15 protein-coding genes and 1 riboswitch are annotated in these 16,999 nt (G+C 63.8%); of the genes, 6 read left to right on the forward strand and 9 right to left on the reverse strand.

Annotation, left to right across the window (positions count from 1 at the left end; genetic code table 11):
• Positions 1-313 precede the first annotated feature (313 nt).
• Positions 314-2,602: a S53 family peptidase gene (locus DK366_RS09990; RefSeq protein WP_198651498.1), complete on the forward strand. Its 2,289-nt coding sequence runs from the start codon at positions 314-316 to the stop codon at positions 2,600-2,602.
• Positions 2,603-2,653: 51 nt separating this feature from the next.
• Here the strand turns inward: DK366_RS09990 and DK366_RS09995 are convergent, their stop codons facing one another.
• Positions 2,654-3,571: a DUF535 family protein gene (locus DK366_RS09995; protein ID WP_109125398.1), complete on the reverse strand. Its 918-nt coding sequence runs from the start codon at positions 3,569-3,571 to the stop codon at positions 2,654-2,656.
• 92 nt (positions 3,572-3,663) lie between these two features.
• Positions 3,664-4,581: an LpxL/LpxP family Kdo(2)-lipid IV(A) lauroyl/palmitoleoyl acyltransferase gene (gene lpxL, locus DK366_RS10000; protein ID WP_232820998.1), complete on the reverse strand. Its 918-nt coding sequence runs from the start codon at positions 4,579-4,581 to the stop codon at positions 3,664-3,666.
• 126 nt (positions 4,582-4,707) lie between these two features.
• Between lpxL and waaA the strand changes: the two genes are divergently transcribed.
• Positions 4,708-5,985, forward strand: a complete 1,278-nt coding sequence (waaA, locus tag DK366_RS10005; protein WP_198651499.1) for a lipid IV(A) 3-deoxy-D-manno-octulosonic acid transferase — start codon at positions 4,708-4,710, stop codon at positions 5,983-5,985.
• A gap of 81 nt (positions 5,986-6,066) precedes the next feature.
• Here waaA and DK366_RS10010 read toward each other — a convergent pair whose 3' ends face one another.
• The 3 genes from DK366_RS10010 to DK366_RS10020 form a co-directional block, all read right to left on the reverse strand.
• Complete coding sequence (locus DK366_RS10010; protein ID WP_109125400.1) at positions 6,067-7,416, reverse strand: TolC family outer membrane protein; 1,350 nt, start codon at positions 7,414-7,416, stop codon at positions 6,067-6,069.
• 29 nt (positions 7,417-7,445) lie between these two features.
• Positions 7,446-8,105: a protein-L-isoaspartate O-methyltransferase gene (locus DK366_RS10015; protein ID WP_109125439.1), complete on the reverse strand. Its 660-nt coding sequence runs from the start codon at positions 8,103-8,105 to the stop codon at positions 7,446-7,448.
• Between the two features lie 184 nt (positions 8,106-8,289).
• Positions 8,290-8,625 carry a hypothetical protein gene (locus DK366_RS10020; RefSeq protein ID WP_109125401.1) on the reverse strand — a complete coding sequence of 112 codons (336 nt, stop codon included), beginning with the start codon at positions 8,623-8,625 and terminating at the stop codon, positions 8,290-8,292.
• 98 nt (positions 8,626-8,723) lie between these two features.
• Here DK366_RS10020 and DK366_RS10025 point away from each other — a divergent pair, with 98 nt between their 5' ends.
• Together DK366_RS10025 and thiC are read left to right on the forward strand one after the other, a co-directional pair.
• The gene (locus tag DK366_RS10025) at positions 8,724-9,374 is read left to right on the forward strand and encodes a TetR/AcrR family transcriptional regulator (RefSeq protein WP_109125402.1); all 651 of its coding nucleotides are present in this window, start codon (positions 8,724-8,726) and stop codon (positions 9,372-9,374) included.
• 55 nt (positions 9,375-9,429) lie between these two features.
• Positions 9,430-9,522, forward strand: a riboswitch (TPP riboswitch).
• Positions 9,523-9,656: 134 nt separating this feature from the next.
• A complete protein-coding gene (thiC, locus tag DK366_RS10030) occupies positions 9,657-11,534 on the forward strand; it encodes a phosphomethylpyrimidine synthase ThiC (protein ID WP_109125403.1) in 1,878 nt (625 codons plus the stop codon).
• A 250-nt stretch (positions 11,535-11,784) separates the two neighbouring features.
• On the opposite strand, the gene DK366_RS10035 is transcribed toward thiC, so the two are convergent.
• Positions 11,785-12,255: a GNAT family N-acetyltransferase gene (locus tag DK366_RS10035; RefSeq protein ID WP_109125404.1), complete on the reverse strand. Its 471-nt coding sequence runs from the start codon at positions 12,253-12,255 to the stop codon at positions 11,785-11,787.
• 221 nt (positions 12,256-12,476) lie between these two features.
• Between DK366_RS10035 and DK366_RS10040 the strand changes: the two genes are divergently transcribed.
• The gene (locus DK366_RS10040; RefSeq protein ID WP_109125405.1) at positions 12,477-13,064 is read left to right on the forward strand and encodes a DUF892 family protein; all 588 of its coding nucleotides are present in this window, start codon (positions 12,477-12,479) and stop codon (positions 13,062-13,064) included.
• 64 nt (positions 13,065-13,128) lie between these two features.
• On the forward strand, positions 13,129-13,305 hold the full coding sequence (locus DK366_RS21195) for a hypothetical protein (RefSeq protein WP_157956494.1): 177 nt from the start codon (positions 13,129-13,131) through the stop codon (positions 13,303-13,305).
• A 60-nt stretch (positions 13,306-13,365) separates the two neighbouring features.
• Here the strand turns inward: DK366_RS21195 and ppa are convergent, their stop codons facing one another.
• The 3 genes from ppa to DK366_RS10055 form a co-directional block, all read right to left on the reverse strand.
• Positions 13,366-13,905 (reverse strand): inorganic diphosphatase, encoded by a 540-nt coding sequence (gene ppa / locus DK366_RS10045; RefSeq protein ID WP_109125406.1) that lies wholly within the window; start codon positions 13,903-13,905, stop codon positions 13,366-13,368.
• Positions 13,906-14,032: 127 nt separating this feature from the next.
• Positions 14,033-14,869: a 2OG-Fe(II) oxygenase gene (locus DK366_RS10050; protein WP_109125407.1), complete on the reverse strand. Its 837-nt coding sequence runs from the start codon at positions 14,867-14,869 to the stop codon at positions 14,033-14,035.
• 57 nt (positions 14,870-14,926) lie between these two features.
• Positions 14,927-16,978, reverse strand: a complete 2,052-nt coding sequence (locus DK366_RS10055; protein WP_109125440.1) for a prolyl oligopeptidase family serine peptidase — start codon at positions 16,976-16,978, stop codon at positions 14,927-14,929.
• Between the last annotated feature and the right edge of the window lie 21 nt (positions 16,979-16,999).

Raw genomic sequence — 16,999 nt, forward strand, 5'->3', positions numbered from 1 at the left:
TCATCAAGACAAGGTCGTCACGCGCCAGTGCACGTTTTTGCCGTGATCTTGTTGCGACTCGTTTGCACGGCTACCTACACTCCCTGCGAATTTGTGGGGTGTCATTCGTGGGCGGACGCCGGTCACCGTTCTCCCGCATCGCTTGGGGTTCTTCACTGCAATGGAAACGCGTCACCTGCATGGCGACGCGACGGGCGTGTTTGTCTTCGACGCAGCGCGAGCAGGACAGGAGGGCAGGAGGGAAAAACCGAGGGGTCACCGAATCAGGGGGAGCTTCGCTTGTTCTCAATGGATCGCATCAGGGAGACATTGCATGAAACTCGAGCACCTGAACCTGCTGGGCGCCACGGCGCTGGCTCTCGCAGGCGTGCCGGTCGTTGCATCGGCACAAACAGACACGACGCAAAGCACCGCCTTGGCGGGAATCAACACGGCCGAAGCGTCCCGGGTGACGCAGACCGTCGATGGTCGCGCTACTGCAACGCTGCAGCGTAGCCATCTGGGATTGGTGGACAGCACCGCACCCACCAAGGCCGTGGACGATGCCACGCCCATGAACCACATGAATCTCGTCCTGCAGCGCAGCGCCAGGCGGCAAGCCGCGCTCGATGCGCTGATCAGCGCGCAGCATGACCCGACCTCGGCGAAGTTTCGCCAGTGGGTGACGCCGGCGCAGTTCGGCCAGACCTTCGGCGTGTCGGACGCGGACATCGCTGCCGTCAGCGCCTGGCTCAAATCGCAGGGCTTCACGGTCAACGGCGTGTACGCGAACAAGATGCAGATCGACTTCAGCGGCAACGCGGGTCAGGTCAAGCGCGCGTTCCACACGCAGATGAACCACTACACGATCAACAGCGCCGCGCACGTGGCCAATGCCAGCGACATCAGCATTCCGCAGGCATTGCAGGCGGTGGTTGCCGGTGTGGCCGGGCTCAACGATGTGCATCCGCTGGCACAGCACACGGCGCCGAAACTGGGCCAGTACAACAAGAGCACGCAACGGTTCGTGGTGCAGCAGCCCAAGACCAGTGCAGCGGGCGCAACGCCGCAAGCGGTGAATTTCACCAATGGCTCGCGCGGTCTGGTGCCGTACGACATGGCAACCATCTACGGCACGGACAAGCTCTATGCGAGCGGACTGACCGGTGCGGGCATCACCATCGCGCTGGTGGAAGACAGTTCGATGGTGCCTGACGACTGGACCAACTTCGTGACCCAGTTCGGTCTCACCAGTTATGGCGGCACGTTCAAGCAGATCCAGCCGCAAGCGACGGGCTTTACGAACTGCATCGATCCGACCATTGCTTATCCCGGCGAGGACGACTTCGAAGCCTTGCTGGATGCCGAGTGGTCCACCGCGATGGCACCGGGCGCCAACATCTGGCTGGCCAGCTGCGATGACTCCAACTCCACCAATTTCTTCGGTGGCGTGGTGACGGCAGCCACCAACCTGATCAATGGCACGGATCGTCCCAACATCATCAGCGCGAGCTACGGTTACGGCGAGGGCTATGTCGACGCCCCGAGCAAGACGGCCATCGACCTGATGTGGGCGCAGGCAGATGCGGAAGGCATCTCCGTGTTCGTGTCCAGTGGCGATTCGGGTTCCAACCCGAGCTTCAACGGCTTCTTCATCAACGATGCCGGCATCGATGCCAATGCCTTTGGCACATCACCGAATGACACGGTGGTGGGCGGAACGGATACAGCCGACATCCTGGATGGCACGACGAAGAAGTACTTCAGTTCCACGTTCAACGCGCAGTACGGCTCGGCGCTGTCTTACGTGCCGGAAATTCCGTGGAACGAGTCGTGTGGCAACGAAGTGGCGGCGAAGTCGCTGGGCTATGCCTCGTCGCTGGCGTTCTGCAAGGCGTACCTGAACTTTGATCCGTACGGCTACTACATCACCTCGGAAGCAGGCAGTGGTGGTCCGTCATCGGTGGATGCGAAGCCGGCATGGCAGCGACTGGTCTACAACACCGCGAAGGACCAGTCGCGCGACGTGCCTGATGTTGCCCTGTTCGGCGGTTCGTACGGCGGCTCGACCTGGGTGATCGTCTGCTCGTACTACTACCCGTGCACACCGGGTTTCACCGGCGACACGGCGCTGATCGGCGGCACGTCGTTGTCATCGCCGATGTTCGCGGGCATCCAGGCCTTGATCGACCAGGGTCTTGCAGCAAAGGGCCTGTCGCCCAACCAGGGCAATGCTGCGCCGACCTTGTACACGCTGGCGGCCGACGAATACGGTGGTCCCAAGGGCACGCCGCCCGCCACGCTGTCCACCTGCAATTCGGACAACGGCGCGAAGGGCACGGGGAAGTGCGTGTTCCACAACGTCACGCGCGGCAGCATCGCCACGCAATGCGTGCAGCAGTTGCCTGACGTGGTGACGCCGGATTGCTACTACTACGGCAACTTGCCCAACTCGTACCTGGGTGCGATCCAGGTGGGCCTGACGTCGAGCAATGCCAGCAAGTACAACGCGAACACGGAAGCGTTCGCGGCGCAGCCGGGCTGGAGCTTCGCGTCAGGACTTGGCTCAGTGGATGCCAACAACTTGCTGAAGGCCTGGAAGTCCTTCGTCAACGTGAAGTAACGGGAACCTCGACATCCCCGGCGTTGCGCCGGGGATGTCGTTTACATCCGGTCAGGCCGCGGCGCGCGACGCGGGCAGCGGCTGGTCACGCAATGCGGCAAGCAATTGCGCGCAGGCTTCGCGGCGAAGCATTTCGCGGCGGCGGAAGGCAGAGCGGTGCTTGCTTTCAACCTGCGCTTCATCTCGTACGGGTTCAATGACCGGCAGGGCGAAGAAGCCGTCGGGCTGCAGCACGCCCTGGCATTCTTCCCAGAAACTGTCGTAGTCAGCCTTGATCTTGTCGGCCTGGCCAGCGAACGGATGCGCCAGGTTGCTCACGCCACGAATCTGCGTGGTACCCGCAAATGATCCAAATGCGAGCAGCAGCGAAAACAGCAGATTCTTGGGTCGCAATCCATAGCTCTGCTTGGTGAGCTCACGCACGGCCTCGCGACCAAGATCAGCCGCCGCACCCTGCAGGCAACCGATAAGCAGTGTCTGCCCTTCGTCAGCGATGCTGAAGATGGCCGACGACAGCAGCTGACCCTGCGCGTTGGCAAGGCAGAGCGCGAGTTCGCCTTCGCGGCTGCGACCGGTGGGGCGACGCAATTCCAGCAGCAGCTCGCTGCCATCCTTCAGCAGCACCGTGCCAAGCGTGTGGCGGCCGCGCAGGTAGACGTCGTCCATCATTTCCGTCGGCAGCTGGCGGAACGCAAAGCGGTAGTGCTGGCTGATGATGGCCATGCGCTGCGCGCGGCCCACGCGACGATTGATGTAGTGGTGATGCCAGCGCTCGTGCAGGCGCGGATCGTGCGCAAGGATCGACGCAAGTCGCGGTGACCCATACAGCTCGCTCAGCCACGCGGATTGGCGGCGCGCCATGCGCGCGCTACGGGCAATGTATTTCAGGCCGGCGGCGAGTCGCTTGGAAGGCGAACCACGCCAATCGCGGCGTTCGCGCAGTGAGCGCAGAAAAAGCCGGAAAGTCATGTAAGGGCGGTCGTTGGGGAAAACGCAGGCCTGTTCTACGCGAAGTCACTGACATCCAGCTGTCAGCGACGTGGGCTGCTTCCACGAGTCTTTCAGTAGACTGACGGACTGCCTGCAGGACGCGTCTTGAAACGCTTGTGCACCCACAGGTATTGCTCGGGTGCGGCGCGAACCATGTCTTCGATGCAGACATTGACGCGTGCAGTGTCGTCGAGCGTGTCCTTGCTGGGAAAATCCTCCAGCGGCGCCCCGAGCTTCAGCGCATAACCGCCATTGCCGGGCAGGCGACGATGGTAGAAGGGAATCACCTGCGCGCCCGACAGGCGCGCCAGATGATGCGTGGCGGTGATGGTGGCTGCCGGGATGCCGAAGAACGGCACGAACACGTTGTCCTTGCTGCGCATGTCCTGGTCAGGCGCGTACCAGAGCGTGCCGCCGTTGCGCAGATGCTTCACGGTGCCGCGGATGTCGTCCTTCTCGAACATCGCCTCGGCGTAATCCAGTCGCGCGCGCAGCACGACGAATTCGAACACCGACGAATCCATTTTTCGGTACATGCCCGAAATGCGGATGCGTTGAGAGACAAGTCGCGCGCAGAGCTCAAGGTGCGAGAAATGGCCGCCCACCAGCAGCACGCCCTTGCCCTGCGCGCGCGCCGCTTCGAGATGTTCAAGGCCTTCGATGGTCACCGGCACGTTGGCGATGGCGCGTTCGCTGCCCATCCAGCCCAGCGCGAACTCGGCCATCATCAGTCCGATGTCGCGAAGGTGCGCGTCGACCAGCGCGGCCTGGTCTTGCTTGGACAGTTCGGGAAAGCACAAGGCAATGTTGGCCTCCGCCACATGCCGGCGCGGCGAGGGCACGCGCTGTACCAGCCAGCCCATGGCACGACCCCACGCCATCAGCCACGTGCGCGGCAGGCGCGCGACAAGCCAGATCACGCCTGCGCCCAACCAGGCAGGCCAGTGCGTGGGAGCGAGCAGGGAGCGGGAAAACGTGGGACGAGGCATGCCGGGCATCGCCCGCATTGTAGGGAACAAGCCAAAACGAGGCGAGTCGAGGCACGTGTTTGCGTCGACATCCCTGTCCGGGACGGGCCGAGAGGCGCGAGCCGATATACTGGCGCACCGCCTTCGATGAGCCTTCCGTTGCGTTACATCTACACCCTTGCCATGTACCTGGTGACGCCGCTGATCGTATTGCGGCTGCTGGCGCGCGGCGTGCGCTATCGCGACTACCACAAGCGCTGGCGCGAGCGTTTCGGCTTTTTCGAGGCCGGTGGCATCAAGGGCAGCCTTTGGGTGCATGCGGTGTCAGTGGGCGAGGTCAATGCTGCCGAGCCGCTGATCAAGGCCTTGCAGGCGGATTATCCGAATGCCCCGCTGGTGGTGACGACGGTGACGCCCACGGGTTCCGAGCGCGTGCGTCAGTTGTTCGGCGACAGCGTGTTCCACGTCTACCTGCCTTACGACCTGCCGTTTTCCGTGTCGCGTTTCCTCAAGCGCGTGCGTCCGCGCCTGGCCATCATCGTGGAAACCGAGATCTGGCCGAACCTGTATTTCGCGTGCCGGAATCGCCGCATCCCGCTGATGATCGTCAACGCGCGCCTTTCCGAGCGCTCGCTGCGTGGCTACAAGCCGCTCGGCAGCCTGGTGGCGCAGGCGTTGGGGTCCGTGTTCCAGATTGCCGCGCAGTCGCGCACCGATGCCGAGCGCTATCGCTCGCTCGGCGCGGACCCGGACAAGATCGTGGTGACCGGCAACCTCAAGTTCGACATGCCTGTGCCTTACGACGCCGAACGCAAGGGCGAGGAGCTTCGCCAACAATGGGGCAGGCTGCGTCCCGTATGGATCGCCGGCAGCACGCACGAAGGCGAGGAGCTGCCTGTGCTGGAGGCTCACCTGGAAGTGCTTACGCGCTGGCCCGACGCGCTGCTGCTGATCGCGCCGCGCCATCCCGAGCGCTTCAAGCTGGTGGAAAACTCCGCGCGCAGCCTGGGCTTCATGGTGGGCACGCGCAGCGCCGATCGCGTGCCGTCAGCCGCGCACCAGGTCTTCGTGATCGATGCCATGGGCGAGCTGATGCCGTTCTACGCCGCCTCGGATCTCGCCTTTGTCGGTGGCAGCCTGGTGCCCATCGGCGGCCACAACGTGCTGGAGCCGGCGGCGTTGTCCACGCCGGTCATCGTGGGGCCGCACACCTTCAATTTCGAGGAAATCACGCTGACGCTCATCCAGGAAGGCGGTGCATCCCGCGTGCACAGCGCCGAGGAGCTCGGCCCCGTGGTGCTCCAGCTGCTCCGCGATCCGCCTCAGCGCGAACGCATGGGTGAGGCCGCTCGCCGGGTCTTCGACAGCGAGCGCGGCGCCGTGAAGCGCGTGATGACCATGATCGACAACCTGCTGCAGGAATAGACGTCCAGACGTCTCCGAGCACAAAGAAAAAGGCCGGGCAAATGCCCGGCCTTTTTTGCATGCAACGGCGCCGAATGCGGCTTACTGCAGCATCGCGTTGACCATCTCCACGTCCTTCACGTCGATCGAGCCAGCCGCTTCCTTCAGTTCCAGCTGGTCGAGCACCAGCTGGTGGCGCGACTGCGAGTAGCTGCTCTCGGCCTGGGTCAGGGTCTGAATCGCGTTCAACACGTTCAGCATGGTCTGCGTGCCCACGTCGAAGCCGGCGCGGGTGGCCTCAAGGGCCTTCTGGCCCGACTCCACCGACGCCTTGTTGGCTTCCACCTGGCTGATGCCGGCAAGCACCGAGCGGTAGAAGTTCAGCGTGTTGCGCACCACCTGGCGACGCGTGGATTCCAGCGAATCCTGCGCTTCGTCACGCTGGTAGATCGACTGGCGCACGCGCGACTGCGTGGCGCCGCCCGAGAAGATCGGGATGCTCATGGTCAGGCCCACGGTGGTGCCGTACGCACCGTTGCCCGCCGGGTTGTAGCTGCCGTGCTCAAGCCAGGTGGTGTCCTTGCCGCGCGACACCGAGGCGTTGATGGTCGGCAGGTGGCCGGCACGCGCCGAGTCGATGTTGTGCTCGGCCGCCTGCACGCTGTACTGGCCGGCCTGCACGGTGGCGTTGGACTGCAGTGCAGCCTGCACCCACGCGTTCGGATCGGCGGGCGTGGGCGGGGTCAGCGGCAGGTCTTCGCGCAGCTTCTTCAGCTCCAGCACCGGCTTGCCGGTGATCTGGGTGAGCGCTTCCTTCGCATCGTTGAGCGTGTTCTGGGCGGCGATGGTCTGCGCCTTCGCCAGCTCGTAGTACGACTTGGCCTGATAGACGTCCGTGATGGCAGACAGGCCAACCTTGAAGCGCTGGTCGGCCTGGTCATAGGCCTCCTTGTAGGCGTCTTCGTTGGCCTTGGCGAACACCAGCGCATCCTGGCTGGTGAGCACGCCGAAATAGGCCGTCGTCACGCGCACGTAGAGGTCCTGCGCGGCGGCTTCATAGGTGGCGTCCTGCGAATGCGCGGTGGAACGCGCCGCCGCCAGGTTCGCCCACTGGCTGAGGTCGACTACCGACTGCGTCAGCGTGGCCGACAGGTCACGCGTCCGGGAATGGCCATAGTCGGTGGTTACGGGCAGACCAGTGGTGGGATCAGTAACGGTGGTGTTCCGGCTGGCGGACTGCTGCGTCAAGCCATAGCTGCCATTGAGCTGCGGCAGCATCAACGCACGCGCCTGGGTTACGCCTTCACCGGTGGCCAGGCGGGTAGCTTCCGCCTGCGACAGCACCGGGTCATTGGCGCGTGCTTCTCGGTATGCATCCAGCAAGTCCTCGCTGTGACCGGCCAGCGGCAGCGCCGACAAGGCCAGGGCGAGGGTCAGAAGCTTCAAGCGCATGGGTTGCCTCATGTATGGGGAAATGGGGATCAGAAAACGAAGCGGCGCGGCGGCTCGGCGTGCGTCAGGTACGGCAGGTCGGTTTCGAACAGCGACTCTTCGCGGTAGCGGCCGTTGCCTTCGTGCGTCAGCAGAAGCACGTGCTGCACAGGCGATTCACCACGCACCACCAGCAGGCGGCCGCCCGGCTTGAGCCAGCCCAGGAAACGCTGCGGGATCTGGTACACGGCGCCCGTCACCACCAGTACGTCGAACTGACCGTTTGGCTGCCAGGCGTTGACGGCTTCGCCCACTTCAAGTTTCACGTTGGACACGCCCGCTGCAGCCAGGCGCTGGCCGGCGGCAGTGACGAAATCGGCGTGAATATCCAGGCTGGTCACATGGGCAGCAAGCTTGGCCATGCAGGCGGTGAGGAAACCCGAACCCGTGCCGATTTCCAGCACCTGGTCGTTCGGGGTGAGTTCCAGTGCCTGCAGCACGCGGCCCTCGACCACCGGCTTCATCATCACTTCGCCATGTCCCAGCGGCAGGCACAGGTCGGCGAAGGCCAGCTTGCGGTGCTCCGGGGCAACGAAGTCCTCGCGGCGCACGGTGCCCAGCACGTCAAGTACGCGGGCATCCAGCACCTCCCAGGGGCGCACCTGGTTTTCCACCATGTTCACTCGCGCCTGTTCGAAGTTCATCGCCATGTTGCTTACGTCCCAGTTCGGATCGGAAAAAAGGCTAAAAAGCATAAGCGCTTAGCCATCTTCCGACAATGTGCAAAGCCTGCGGCCTCATGCATACGGCACGAAGTGCCGGAAGTCATCGCGCTTGGTTGACGGAAGTCATGCGTGGCGCGGTGTCCGCGGACACTTCGCGCCGAACACGCTTTCAGGCACTGCGCCTATGGTTCCCCAGATTGGCGACACCGGTCTGACCCGGCAGTCGCGCCAGTGCATCTTGCATGGCCAGATGCAAGGTTGCGTCAAGGCGCTGCACGCGTGCCTCGGGCGAGACCATGCCCTGGCTCCTTGCGGCCACCTCCAGCCAGGCCAGCCAGCGGGCCAGTCGGCTGCGTTCGGTGGCATCCAGCCCGGACAGCGCCGCGCGGGCTGCAAACGCGGCCTGGCGCGCCCCGGACGGCCCACGCTCAAGCCAGAAGGCGAGCGCACGCTGTGCGAGACGGTAGGCGGGGCTTAACGAAAGTTCGGCGATAGTGGTGGACATAGGGCAAGCCGTGTATCTTGGCCATGGAAAATAACTAAACCGCCGCGTATACTAAACGGGCGTTATCCAATTGTGAAGCCATTTTTGAAGGTGTACCCATGAGCACGATCCCGCAAACCAAACCTCAGGGGCCCGGCCGTCCCAAGGACATGGAAAAGCGCGCGGCGATCCTTGAGGCCGCCAAGGCCCTGTTCATCCGCAACGCCTTCGCCGGCACCAGCATGGACGCCGTGGCGGCCGAGGCGGGCGTGTCCAAGCTCACCGTCTACAGTCACTTCGGCGACAAGGACAACCTGTTCCGCGAGGTCATCCGCTCGCGCATCCAGGATCTCCTGCCGGAAGACACCTACCAGTACGTCCCGGGCGAAGACATCCGCGACACCCTCGAACGCATCGCGCTGCATCACGTGCGGCTGGATTGCGACGTACAGAACGTGGGCACCTTCCGCGCCATCCTCAGCGACTGCCGCCAGGGCAACCCCCGCTACGGCAAGCTGCTGTGGGAAGAAGGCCCGGAGCGTGGCCACGGTCTGATGAAACGCCTGCTGCAACAGGCGGTTGACCACGGCAAGCTGGACATCCCCAACGTGGGGCGCGCCGCCGGCCAGCTGATTTCCCTGATCAAGGGCGAAATGCTCATGCGCCGCATGTTCGGCTGCGAGGAGTGCGCCCAGTCCTACGCCGTCGAGCTGGAACAGACCGCCCGCGACGGCGTGGACATGTTCCTGCGGGCGTATCTGCCCCGCTGAGCCAGGCCGCCCAGCCTCCGGGCTCGCCCCGCACCCCGCTTCGTGCTCAAATAGCCCTTTGAAGCGGGGGTGCCGGAATATCGGCTGAGAGAGTCCCTTCGAACCTGATGCGGCTAGTACCGCTGTAGGGAGCTTCGCTGGATGCCCGTAAGGCATCTCGCCTGGCACCGTCCGCTTTTGTTGATATGCGAAGCCATTCGCAAAGCCCCGCCCATCCCTTGGGCGGACACTCGCAAAAGCACGTCCCTTCGGGGACACGCCGTGACCCCGGACGGACTGCCCATGAATGCTCTGCCCAACGACCTGACGCGCGCCGCGCAGGAACTCTCCGAAGCCGTGACGCGCCCGATCCCGGGCTCGCGCAAGATCCATGTGCAGGGCAGCCGCCCGGACCTGAAGGTGCCGCTGCGCGAAGTTTGCCAGGCGAAGACGCCGACCCTGTTTGGCGGTGAGGACAACCCGCCGATCACCGTGTACGACACCTCCGGCCCTTACACCGACCCCGACTACAAGGTGGACCTGGTCACCGGCCTGCCGGCCCTGCGCGCCGCCTGGATCGCCGAGCGTGGCGACACCGAACAATTGTCGGGCCTCAGCTCGTCCTTCGGCCGCCAGCGCGCCGCCGACCCCAAGCTCGACGCGTTCCGCTTTCCGGCCACGCACGCGCCGCGTCGCGCCAAGGCCGGCGCCAACGTCACGCAGATGCACTACGCGCGCCAGGGCATCATCACGCCGGAGATGGAATACATCGCCATCCGCGAGAACCAGCGCATCGAAGCGCTGCAGGGCAGTGCATTGCGCACGCAGCATCCGGGCGAATCCTTCGGCGCGTCGCTGCCGAAGCTGATCACGCCGGAATTCGTGCGTGATGAAGTGGCCCGTGGCCGCGCCATCATCCCGGCGAACATCAATCACCCGGAAGCGGAGCCGATGATCATCGGCCGCAACTTCCTCACCAAGATCAACGCGAACATCGGCAACTCCGCCGTGTCCTCCGGCATCGCCGAGGAAGTGGAGAAGCTGGTGTGGTCAATCCGCTGGGGCGGCGACACGGTGATGGACCTGTCCACCGGCAAGCACATCCACGAAACGCGCGAGTGGATCATCCGCAATTCGCCGGTGCCGATCGGCACGGTGCCGATCTACCAGGCGCTGGAGAAGGTCGGCGGCGTGGCCGAAGACCTCACCTGGGAGATCTTCCGCGACACGCTGATCGAGCAGGCGGAGCAGGGCGTCGACTACTTCACCATCCATGCCGGCGTGCTGCTGCGCTTCGTGCCGCTCACCGCCAAGCGCGTGACCGGCATCGTGTCGCGCGGTGGTTCGATCATGGCGAAGTGGTGCCTGGCACATCACAAGGAAAACTTCCTCTACACGCACTTCGAAGACATCTGCGAGATCATGAAGGCGTACGACGTGTCCTTCAGTCTCGGCGACGGCCTGCGCCCGGGTTCGATCGCTGATGCGAACGACGCCGCGCAGTTCGGCGAACTCGACACGCTGGGCGAGCTCACGCAGATCGCGTGGAAGCACGACGTGCAGGTGATGATCGAAGGCCCCGGCCATGTGCCCATGCAGCTCATCAAGGAGAACATGGAGCGCCAGCTGGAGAAGTGCCACGAGGCGCCGTTCTACACGCTGGGGCCGCTGACCACCGACATCGCGCCGGGCTACGACCACATCACGTCCGCCATTGGCGCGGCCATGATCGGCTGGTTCGGCACCGCCATGCTCTGCTACGTGACGCCGAAGGAGCACCTGGGCCTGCCCAACAAGCAGGACGTGCGCGACGGCATCATCGCCTACAAGATCGCTGCGCACGCTGCGGATCTTGCCAAGGGTCATCCGGGCGCCCAGGTGCGTGACAACGCGCTGTCCAAGGCGCGTTTCGAGTTCCGTTGGGAAGACCAGTTCAACCTTGGCCTCGATCCGGAAAAGGCGCAGGAATTCCACGACGAGACGATGCCGAAGGATGCGCACAAGAGCGCGCACTTCTGCTCGATGTGCGGTCCGAAGTTCTGCTCGATGAAGATCACGCAGGACGTGCGTGATTACGCTGCCGAGCATGGCACCGGTGAAGATGGCGCACTGGAAGCGGGCATGGCGGAGAAGTCTGCCGAGTTCCGCCAGCAGGGTTCCGAGGTTTATCACAAGGCGTGATGTTTTGCGGTGTCGCGCGGCTTTGGTTGCGCGGCACCGCATTGCACGGTGCCTTGTTGTAGGAGCGCACTTGTGCGCGACAAACCAAACGCACGATGTGGAGTCGGTCGCGCGCAAGCGCGCTCCTACAGTGTTTTCGCTGAATTGAGAGGCTGACTGTGTGGGAGCGCACCCTGTGCGCGACAAGCCGACGAAGCCGTGCACTGGCGGCCGCCGTCGCGCACAGGGTGCGCTCCCACAACATTCGGTTCTATCGGTGAGTGCGTTTGAGTTCGTAGCGCATGATCGGCCGTCCCTCCTGGCGTCGTGCTGCTTCCTTGAATCCCGCGTTGACGAACGTCGAGGTAAACCCGGTGAAAGCGCCCACGGTGTGTTTTGCCGCATCGCGTGGATACGCTTCCAGCGCAGGCACGCCGGCTCGCTTCGCCGCCGCAATGGCGGCCTTGATCAACGCTGCAGTCACACCTTGTCCGCGATAGCCGTGTCGCACGTAGAAGCATGAGATCGACCACACCGGGCGACCATCAACAGGTGCCGTCATGCGCGAGCGTTCAAGCCATGCGAGATCGCTGCGCGGCGTCAGTTGGCACCAGCCTGCGGCGACATCGCCATCCATGGCCAGCAGGCCGGGTGGTGGCCCGTGCTGCACGATGGCTTCGAGTGCATCGCGGTTTTCGCTGCGCTCGCGCTGCCGATACAGGCTGCCGATGCGCCAGTACATGCACCAGCAGCCATTGCAAGCCCCGTTCCTGCCGAACAGGTCCTCCAGCGCAGGCCAGAGGTCGGGTGTGACCGGGCGAATGACGAGAGGCATGCAGTCAGTGTAACGCCACGCCGCAAGCGACTTGATGCGCAAAATCGCGGCGCTTTTTTCACCTGCGTTTCGCGTGTCGCCGCCTACGGTTCAGGCCATTGCCCAGCCAGCCTGATGGAGGCACGCCAATGGCATCGAAGCCGTTTCTTACCGATATCGAAACCATCCGCAAGCGCGCCCGTGAGCACATCGACAAAGGTGCGATTACCGAGGGATATGCCGCCGATCGGCAGACGGTGATCAAGCTGCTGAACGAAGCTTTGGCGACGGAAATCGTCTGCGTGCTGCGTTACAAGTTTCACTACTACATGGCCAAGGGCATCCACGCCAAGAGCGTAGCGGCCGAGTTCCTGGAACATGCGACCGAGGAACAACAACACGCGGATCAAATCGCCCAGCGCATTACGCAGCTCGACGGCGTGCCTGATTTTTCGCCCGAAGGTTTGCTTTCGCGCAGTCATGCCGACTACGTCGAGGGCGACGATATCGTGGACATGATCAAGGAAGATCTGGTTGCCGAGCGTATCGCCATCGACAGCTATCGGGAGATCATCAATTACATCGGCGCCGGGGATCCCACCACGCGCCGCATGATGGAAGAGATTCTCGCGATGGAAGAGGAGCATGCGGAGGATCTTGCGACACTGCTCGACAATCTTGGCAAGAAGGGCGAGCCCGCCAAGCAGCGATCCGAGAAGCGGCCCACCAAGCACTGACGTCGGTCATCGCACGGGCCACCTCGCGCGTTGGAAAGATCACATCGCCACCAGGAGATGCGTCATGCCGACAACGGACAGCGCCCGCCAGGGACATGTGATTCTCTGCACGGTGCTCGCCACCCTCGCGCTGGGCGTGTTGCTTGCCAGTGCCGTCATGGGATGGTGGGTGCACGAAGCAGGTGACACTGCGGTCACCGGACAGACGGCCTCCATCAGCGAACCCGCATCGCAGAGCTGACGCAGGCACAAAAAAACGCGCCGCCCGAGGGCGGCGCGTTTCGTCATGCAACGTCGGGCCTCAGGCCTTCTTGTCAGCCTGGTAGCGTTCGATGCCCGCCAGGATTTCGGCCTTGGCTTCGTCGGCGCCGACCCAGCCTTCCACCTTGACCCACTTGCCCTTCTCGAGATCCTTGTAGTGCTCGAAGAAGTGGCCGATGCGCTCCAGCCAATGGCCCGAGACGGACTTGATGTCCTTGATGTGCGCGTAGCCTGCGAAGATCTTCTCCACCGGCACCACCACCAGCTTTTCGTCGGCGCCGGCTTCGTCGGTCATCTTCAGCATGCCGACCGGATGGCAGCGGATCACCGAGCCCGGCACCAGCGGCAGCGGCAGGATCACCAGCGCGTCCAGCGGATCGCCGTCGCCGCCCAGCGTGCCCGGCACGTAGCCGTAGTTGCACGGGTAGCGCATCGGCGTGGACAGGATGCGGTCGACGAAGATCGCGCCGCTTTCCTTCTCCACCTCGTACTTGACGGGCTCGGCATCCTTGGGGATTTCGATGATGACGTTGATTTCGTCCGGAACCTTGCGGCCGGCGGGTACGAGATGCAGACCCATGTGCGTGTCCTTGAGCTTCAGTCAGTGCAAAGACTTGAAAGGATACGGCAAAAGGTGGTGCATCGCAGCAGCCTGGACGGCCCGCGCCCGGTTGCAGTTCAGTGTGAGACGGCTACGCCAGCGCGGCTCAGGATTGGTACGGGCGTTCGCGTAACCATTTGGTGGCGATCCATTTTTCGCCCTTGAGTACGGGCAGGCCGGCGTGCAGCGAGGCTTCGTCGCCGGTGTCGTAGGCGAAATAGACGGCTGAACCACGCATGGCCGTCACGGTCAGGCCGATCCGCGGGAAGGCCGTGCCGCCGCCTTCCTCGGGCGTGTTGAGGTACATCACCACGCTGGCGATTCGCTGCCCGCCCCGGGCCGTTACCGCCGAGAAACCCGGCTGATCGGGGTTGAACCAATCGAAGTGCGGCTCGTATTCCTGGCCTGGCTGGTAATGCAGGATCTGCAGCCCTTCGCCATGGCCGACGGGAATGGCGAGCAAGTCAGCAATACGCTGCTCGATACGTGCCACCAGCGGCGTCTCGCCAATGGCGAAGAACATGCCCTGGCTGGTGCGGCGATGGTCGACCTGGTGGGAGCCATCGGTATTCACCGTCATCGCGCGTGCCAGGCGTGGCGATGCCTGAGCGATGAGTTCATCGCACTCCTCGCCCGTGAGTATGTTTTCCAGCGTGCGCACCACGGGGGCGTCGGTGCTCACCGTCACGCGTACCGGATGGCCAGCAGCCATCTGCACCGGCCCTTGCGGATGTCGCGTGCGCACGGCCACCACCTTGTTCTTCGCGGCGGCAACCACCGTGGCGAGCGGCAGGTTCAGCACGCGCGCCACGATCTGCCGACTCTGTTCGCCACCGTAGCCCGCGTCCTTCAGCATCCTCAGCAGGTCGCCGAGGCTGCAGCCGGAGCGGCTGGTGGAGAGAATCCATTCACGCAGTTCGGGGCGGATCGTGTGGTTGCTCATGCGAAGTCATGGGTGCGCCGGCTTATGCCAGCGCACCATGTTACGCGCGCCCGTGGCCTACTTCACGTGATCCCACAGGTAGGTGTAGCCCAGTGCGCTCATGAAGGCCGCCTGCTTGTTGTCCGCCGCCGCGCCGTGGCCGCCCTCGATGTTTTCGTAGAAGCTGGTGTCGTAACCGAGCGACTCGAGCTTCGCCGTCATCTTGCGCGCATGCACCGGGCCCACGCGGTCATCGCGGGTCGAGGTGGTGAACAGCACGGGCGGGTATTTCTGGCCAGCCCTGGCGTTGTAGTAGGGCGAGAACGTCTTGATCCATGCCCATTCCGCCGGCTTGTCCGGATCGCCGTATTCCGCGATCCACGACGCGCCCGCCGACAAATGCGTGTAACGCTGCATGTCCAGCAACGCCACCTGGCTGACGATGGCGCCGTAGTACTGCGGATAGAGCGTGAGCATGTTGCCCATCAGCAGGCCGCCATTGCTGCCGCCCATGGCGCCCAGGTGCTGCGGCGAGGTGATCTTGCGGGTGATGAGGTCTTGCGAGACCGCCGCGAAATCCTCGTACGCACGCAGTCGATCGGCCTTCAACGCGGCCTTGTGCCAGCGCGGTCCGTACTCGCCGCCGCCGCGGATATTGGCGATGACGTACACGCCGCCTTTCTCCAGCCATGCTCGCCCGACGCTGCCGCTGTACGCGGGCTGCAGCGAGACTTCGAAGCCGCCGTAGCCGTATTGCAGGGTCGGGTTCTTGCCGTCGGCCTTGAGGTTCTTCGGCGCGATCTCGAAGTAGGGCACGCGCGTGCCGTCCTTCGACGTGGCGAAGTGCTGGCTCACGTCGTACTTCGACGCATCGAAGAAACTCGGACTGTGCTTGATGGCCTGCGCATCGCCCTGGCCCAGCGTGCCGTAGTAGAGCGTGGTGGGCTGCAGGAAGCCGGACACGGTAAGGAAGTAGTCGTCGCTGGTGTCGTCATCCACACCGCCTGCGGCGATGGTGGAAAGTGCAGGCGCGCCGCCCAGCGGTGTGCGCTTCCAGTCGCCCGAGCCCGGCGTCAGCACTTCCAGGCGATTCACCACGTTGTCCATCACGTTGAGGATCAACTGGTGGCGCGTCCACGAATACGCATCGAGCGCCGTGGTGTCGGTGGGTTCGAACAGCACGGTGATGTCGCGCTTGCCCGCCATGTAGTCGTCGAATTTCGTGGCCAGCAGCGAGCCCGACTTGTAGCTCTTGCCGCCGACGCTCCAGTCGCTGCGGGGCTCGATCAGCAGCCATTCGCGATGGACGTCCACATTCGCATCGGTCGGCACATCGATCCTGGTGAGCTTGCCGTCGTTGCCGCGAAGGAATGTTTCGCTGTCGTAGAACGCGATCTGGCGCGTCACGAAGTCACGCACGAAGCCTGGCGTGTTGTCGCGGGTGGCGGAGACGGACATGTCGTCGGCCTTCACCTCGTACACCATCGTGGCGCTGGACAGCGGCGTGCCGCGCTTCCACTCCTTGACGATGCGCGGATAGCTGGACTTGGTCATCGAGCCGGGGCCGAAATCGGTGGCCACGTAGAGATGGTCCATGTCCTTCCAGTTGACGCTCAACTTGGCTTCCGGCAATTCGAAGCCGCCCTTCACGAACTGCTTGTCCTTGATGTCGAACTCGCGCATCACGCTGGCATCCGCACCACCGCGCGAGAGGAACACGGTGCAACGGCGATAGTCCGGCTTCAGGCAGTCAGCGCCGTGCCACACCCAGTTTTCCTTCTCGGCTGCGGAGAGCGCATCCAGGTCGATCACCGTTTCCCAGGCCGGGTTGTCCTTGCGGTATTCGTCCAGCGTCGTACGACGCCACAGGCCCTTGGGGTGATCCTTGTCGCGCCAGAAGTTGTAGAAGTAGTCGCCGATCTTGCTGACCATGGGAATGCGGTCGTGCGAGTCGAGCACTTCCAGCAGTCGTGCATCCAGCTGCTTGAACTCGGCACTGTCGGCGTATTTCTTCACCGTGGCCGCGTTCTGCTGCTTGACCCAGTCGAGTTGCTGGGTGCCATCGATGTTCTCAAGCCAGAGATTAGGGTCTTTGGCGGCGGGGGTGATGTTGTCGGCGGCGTGCGTCATGCCGCCTAGTGTGATGCCCAG

Origin of the sequence: Dyella sp. C11 (genome assembly GCF_003121485.1) — a bacterium.
Lineage (GTDB): Bacteria > Pseudomonadota > Gammaproteobacteria > Xanthomonadales > Rhodanobacteraceae > Dyella.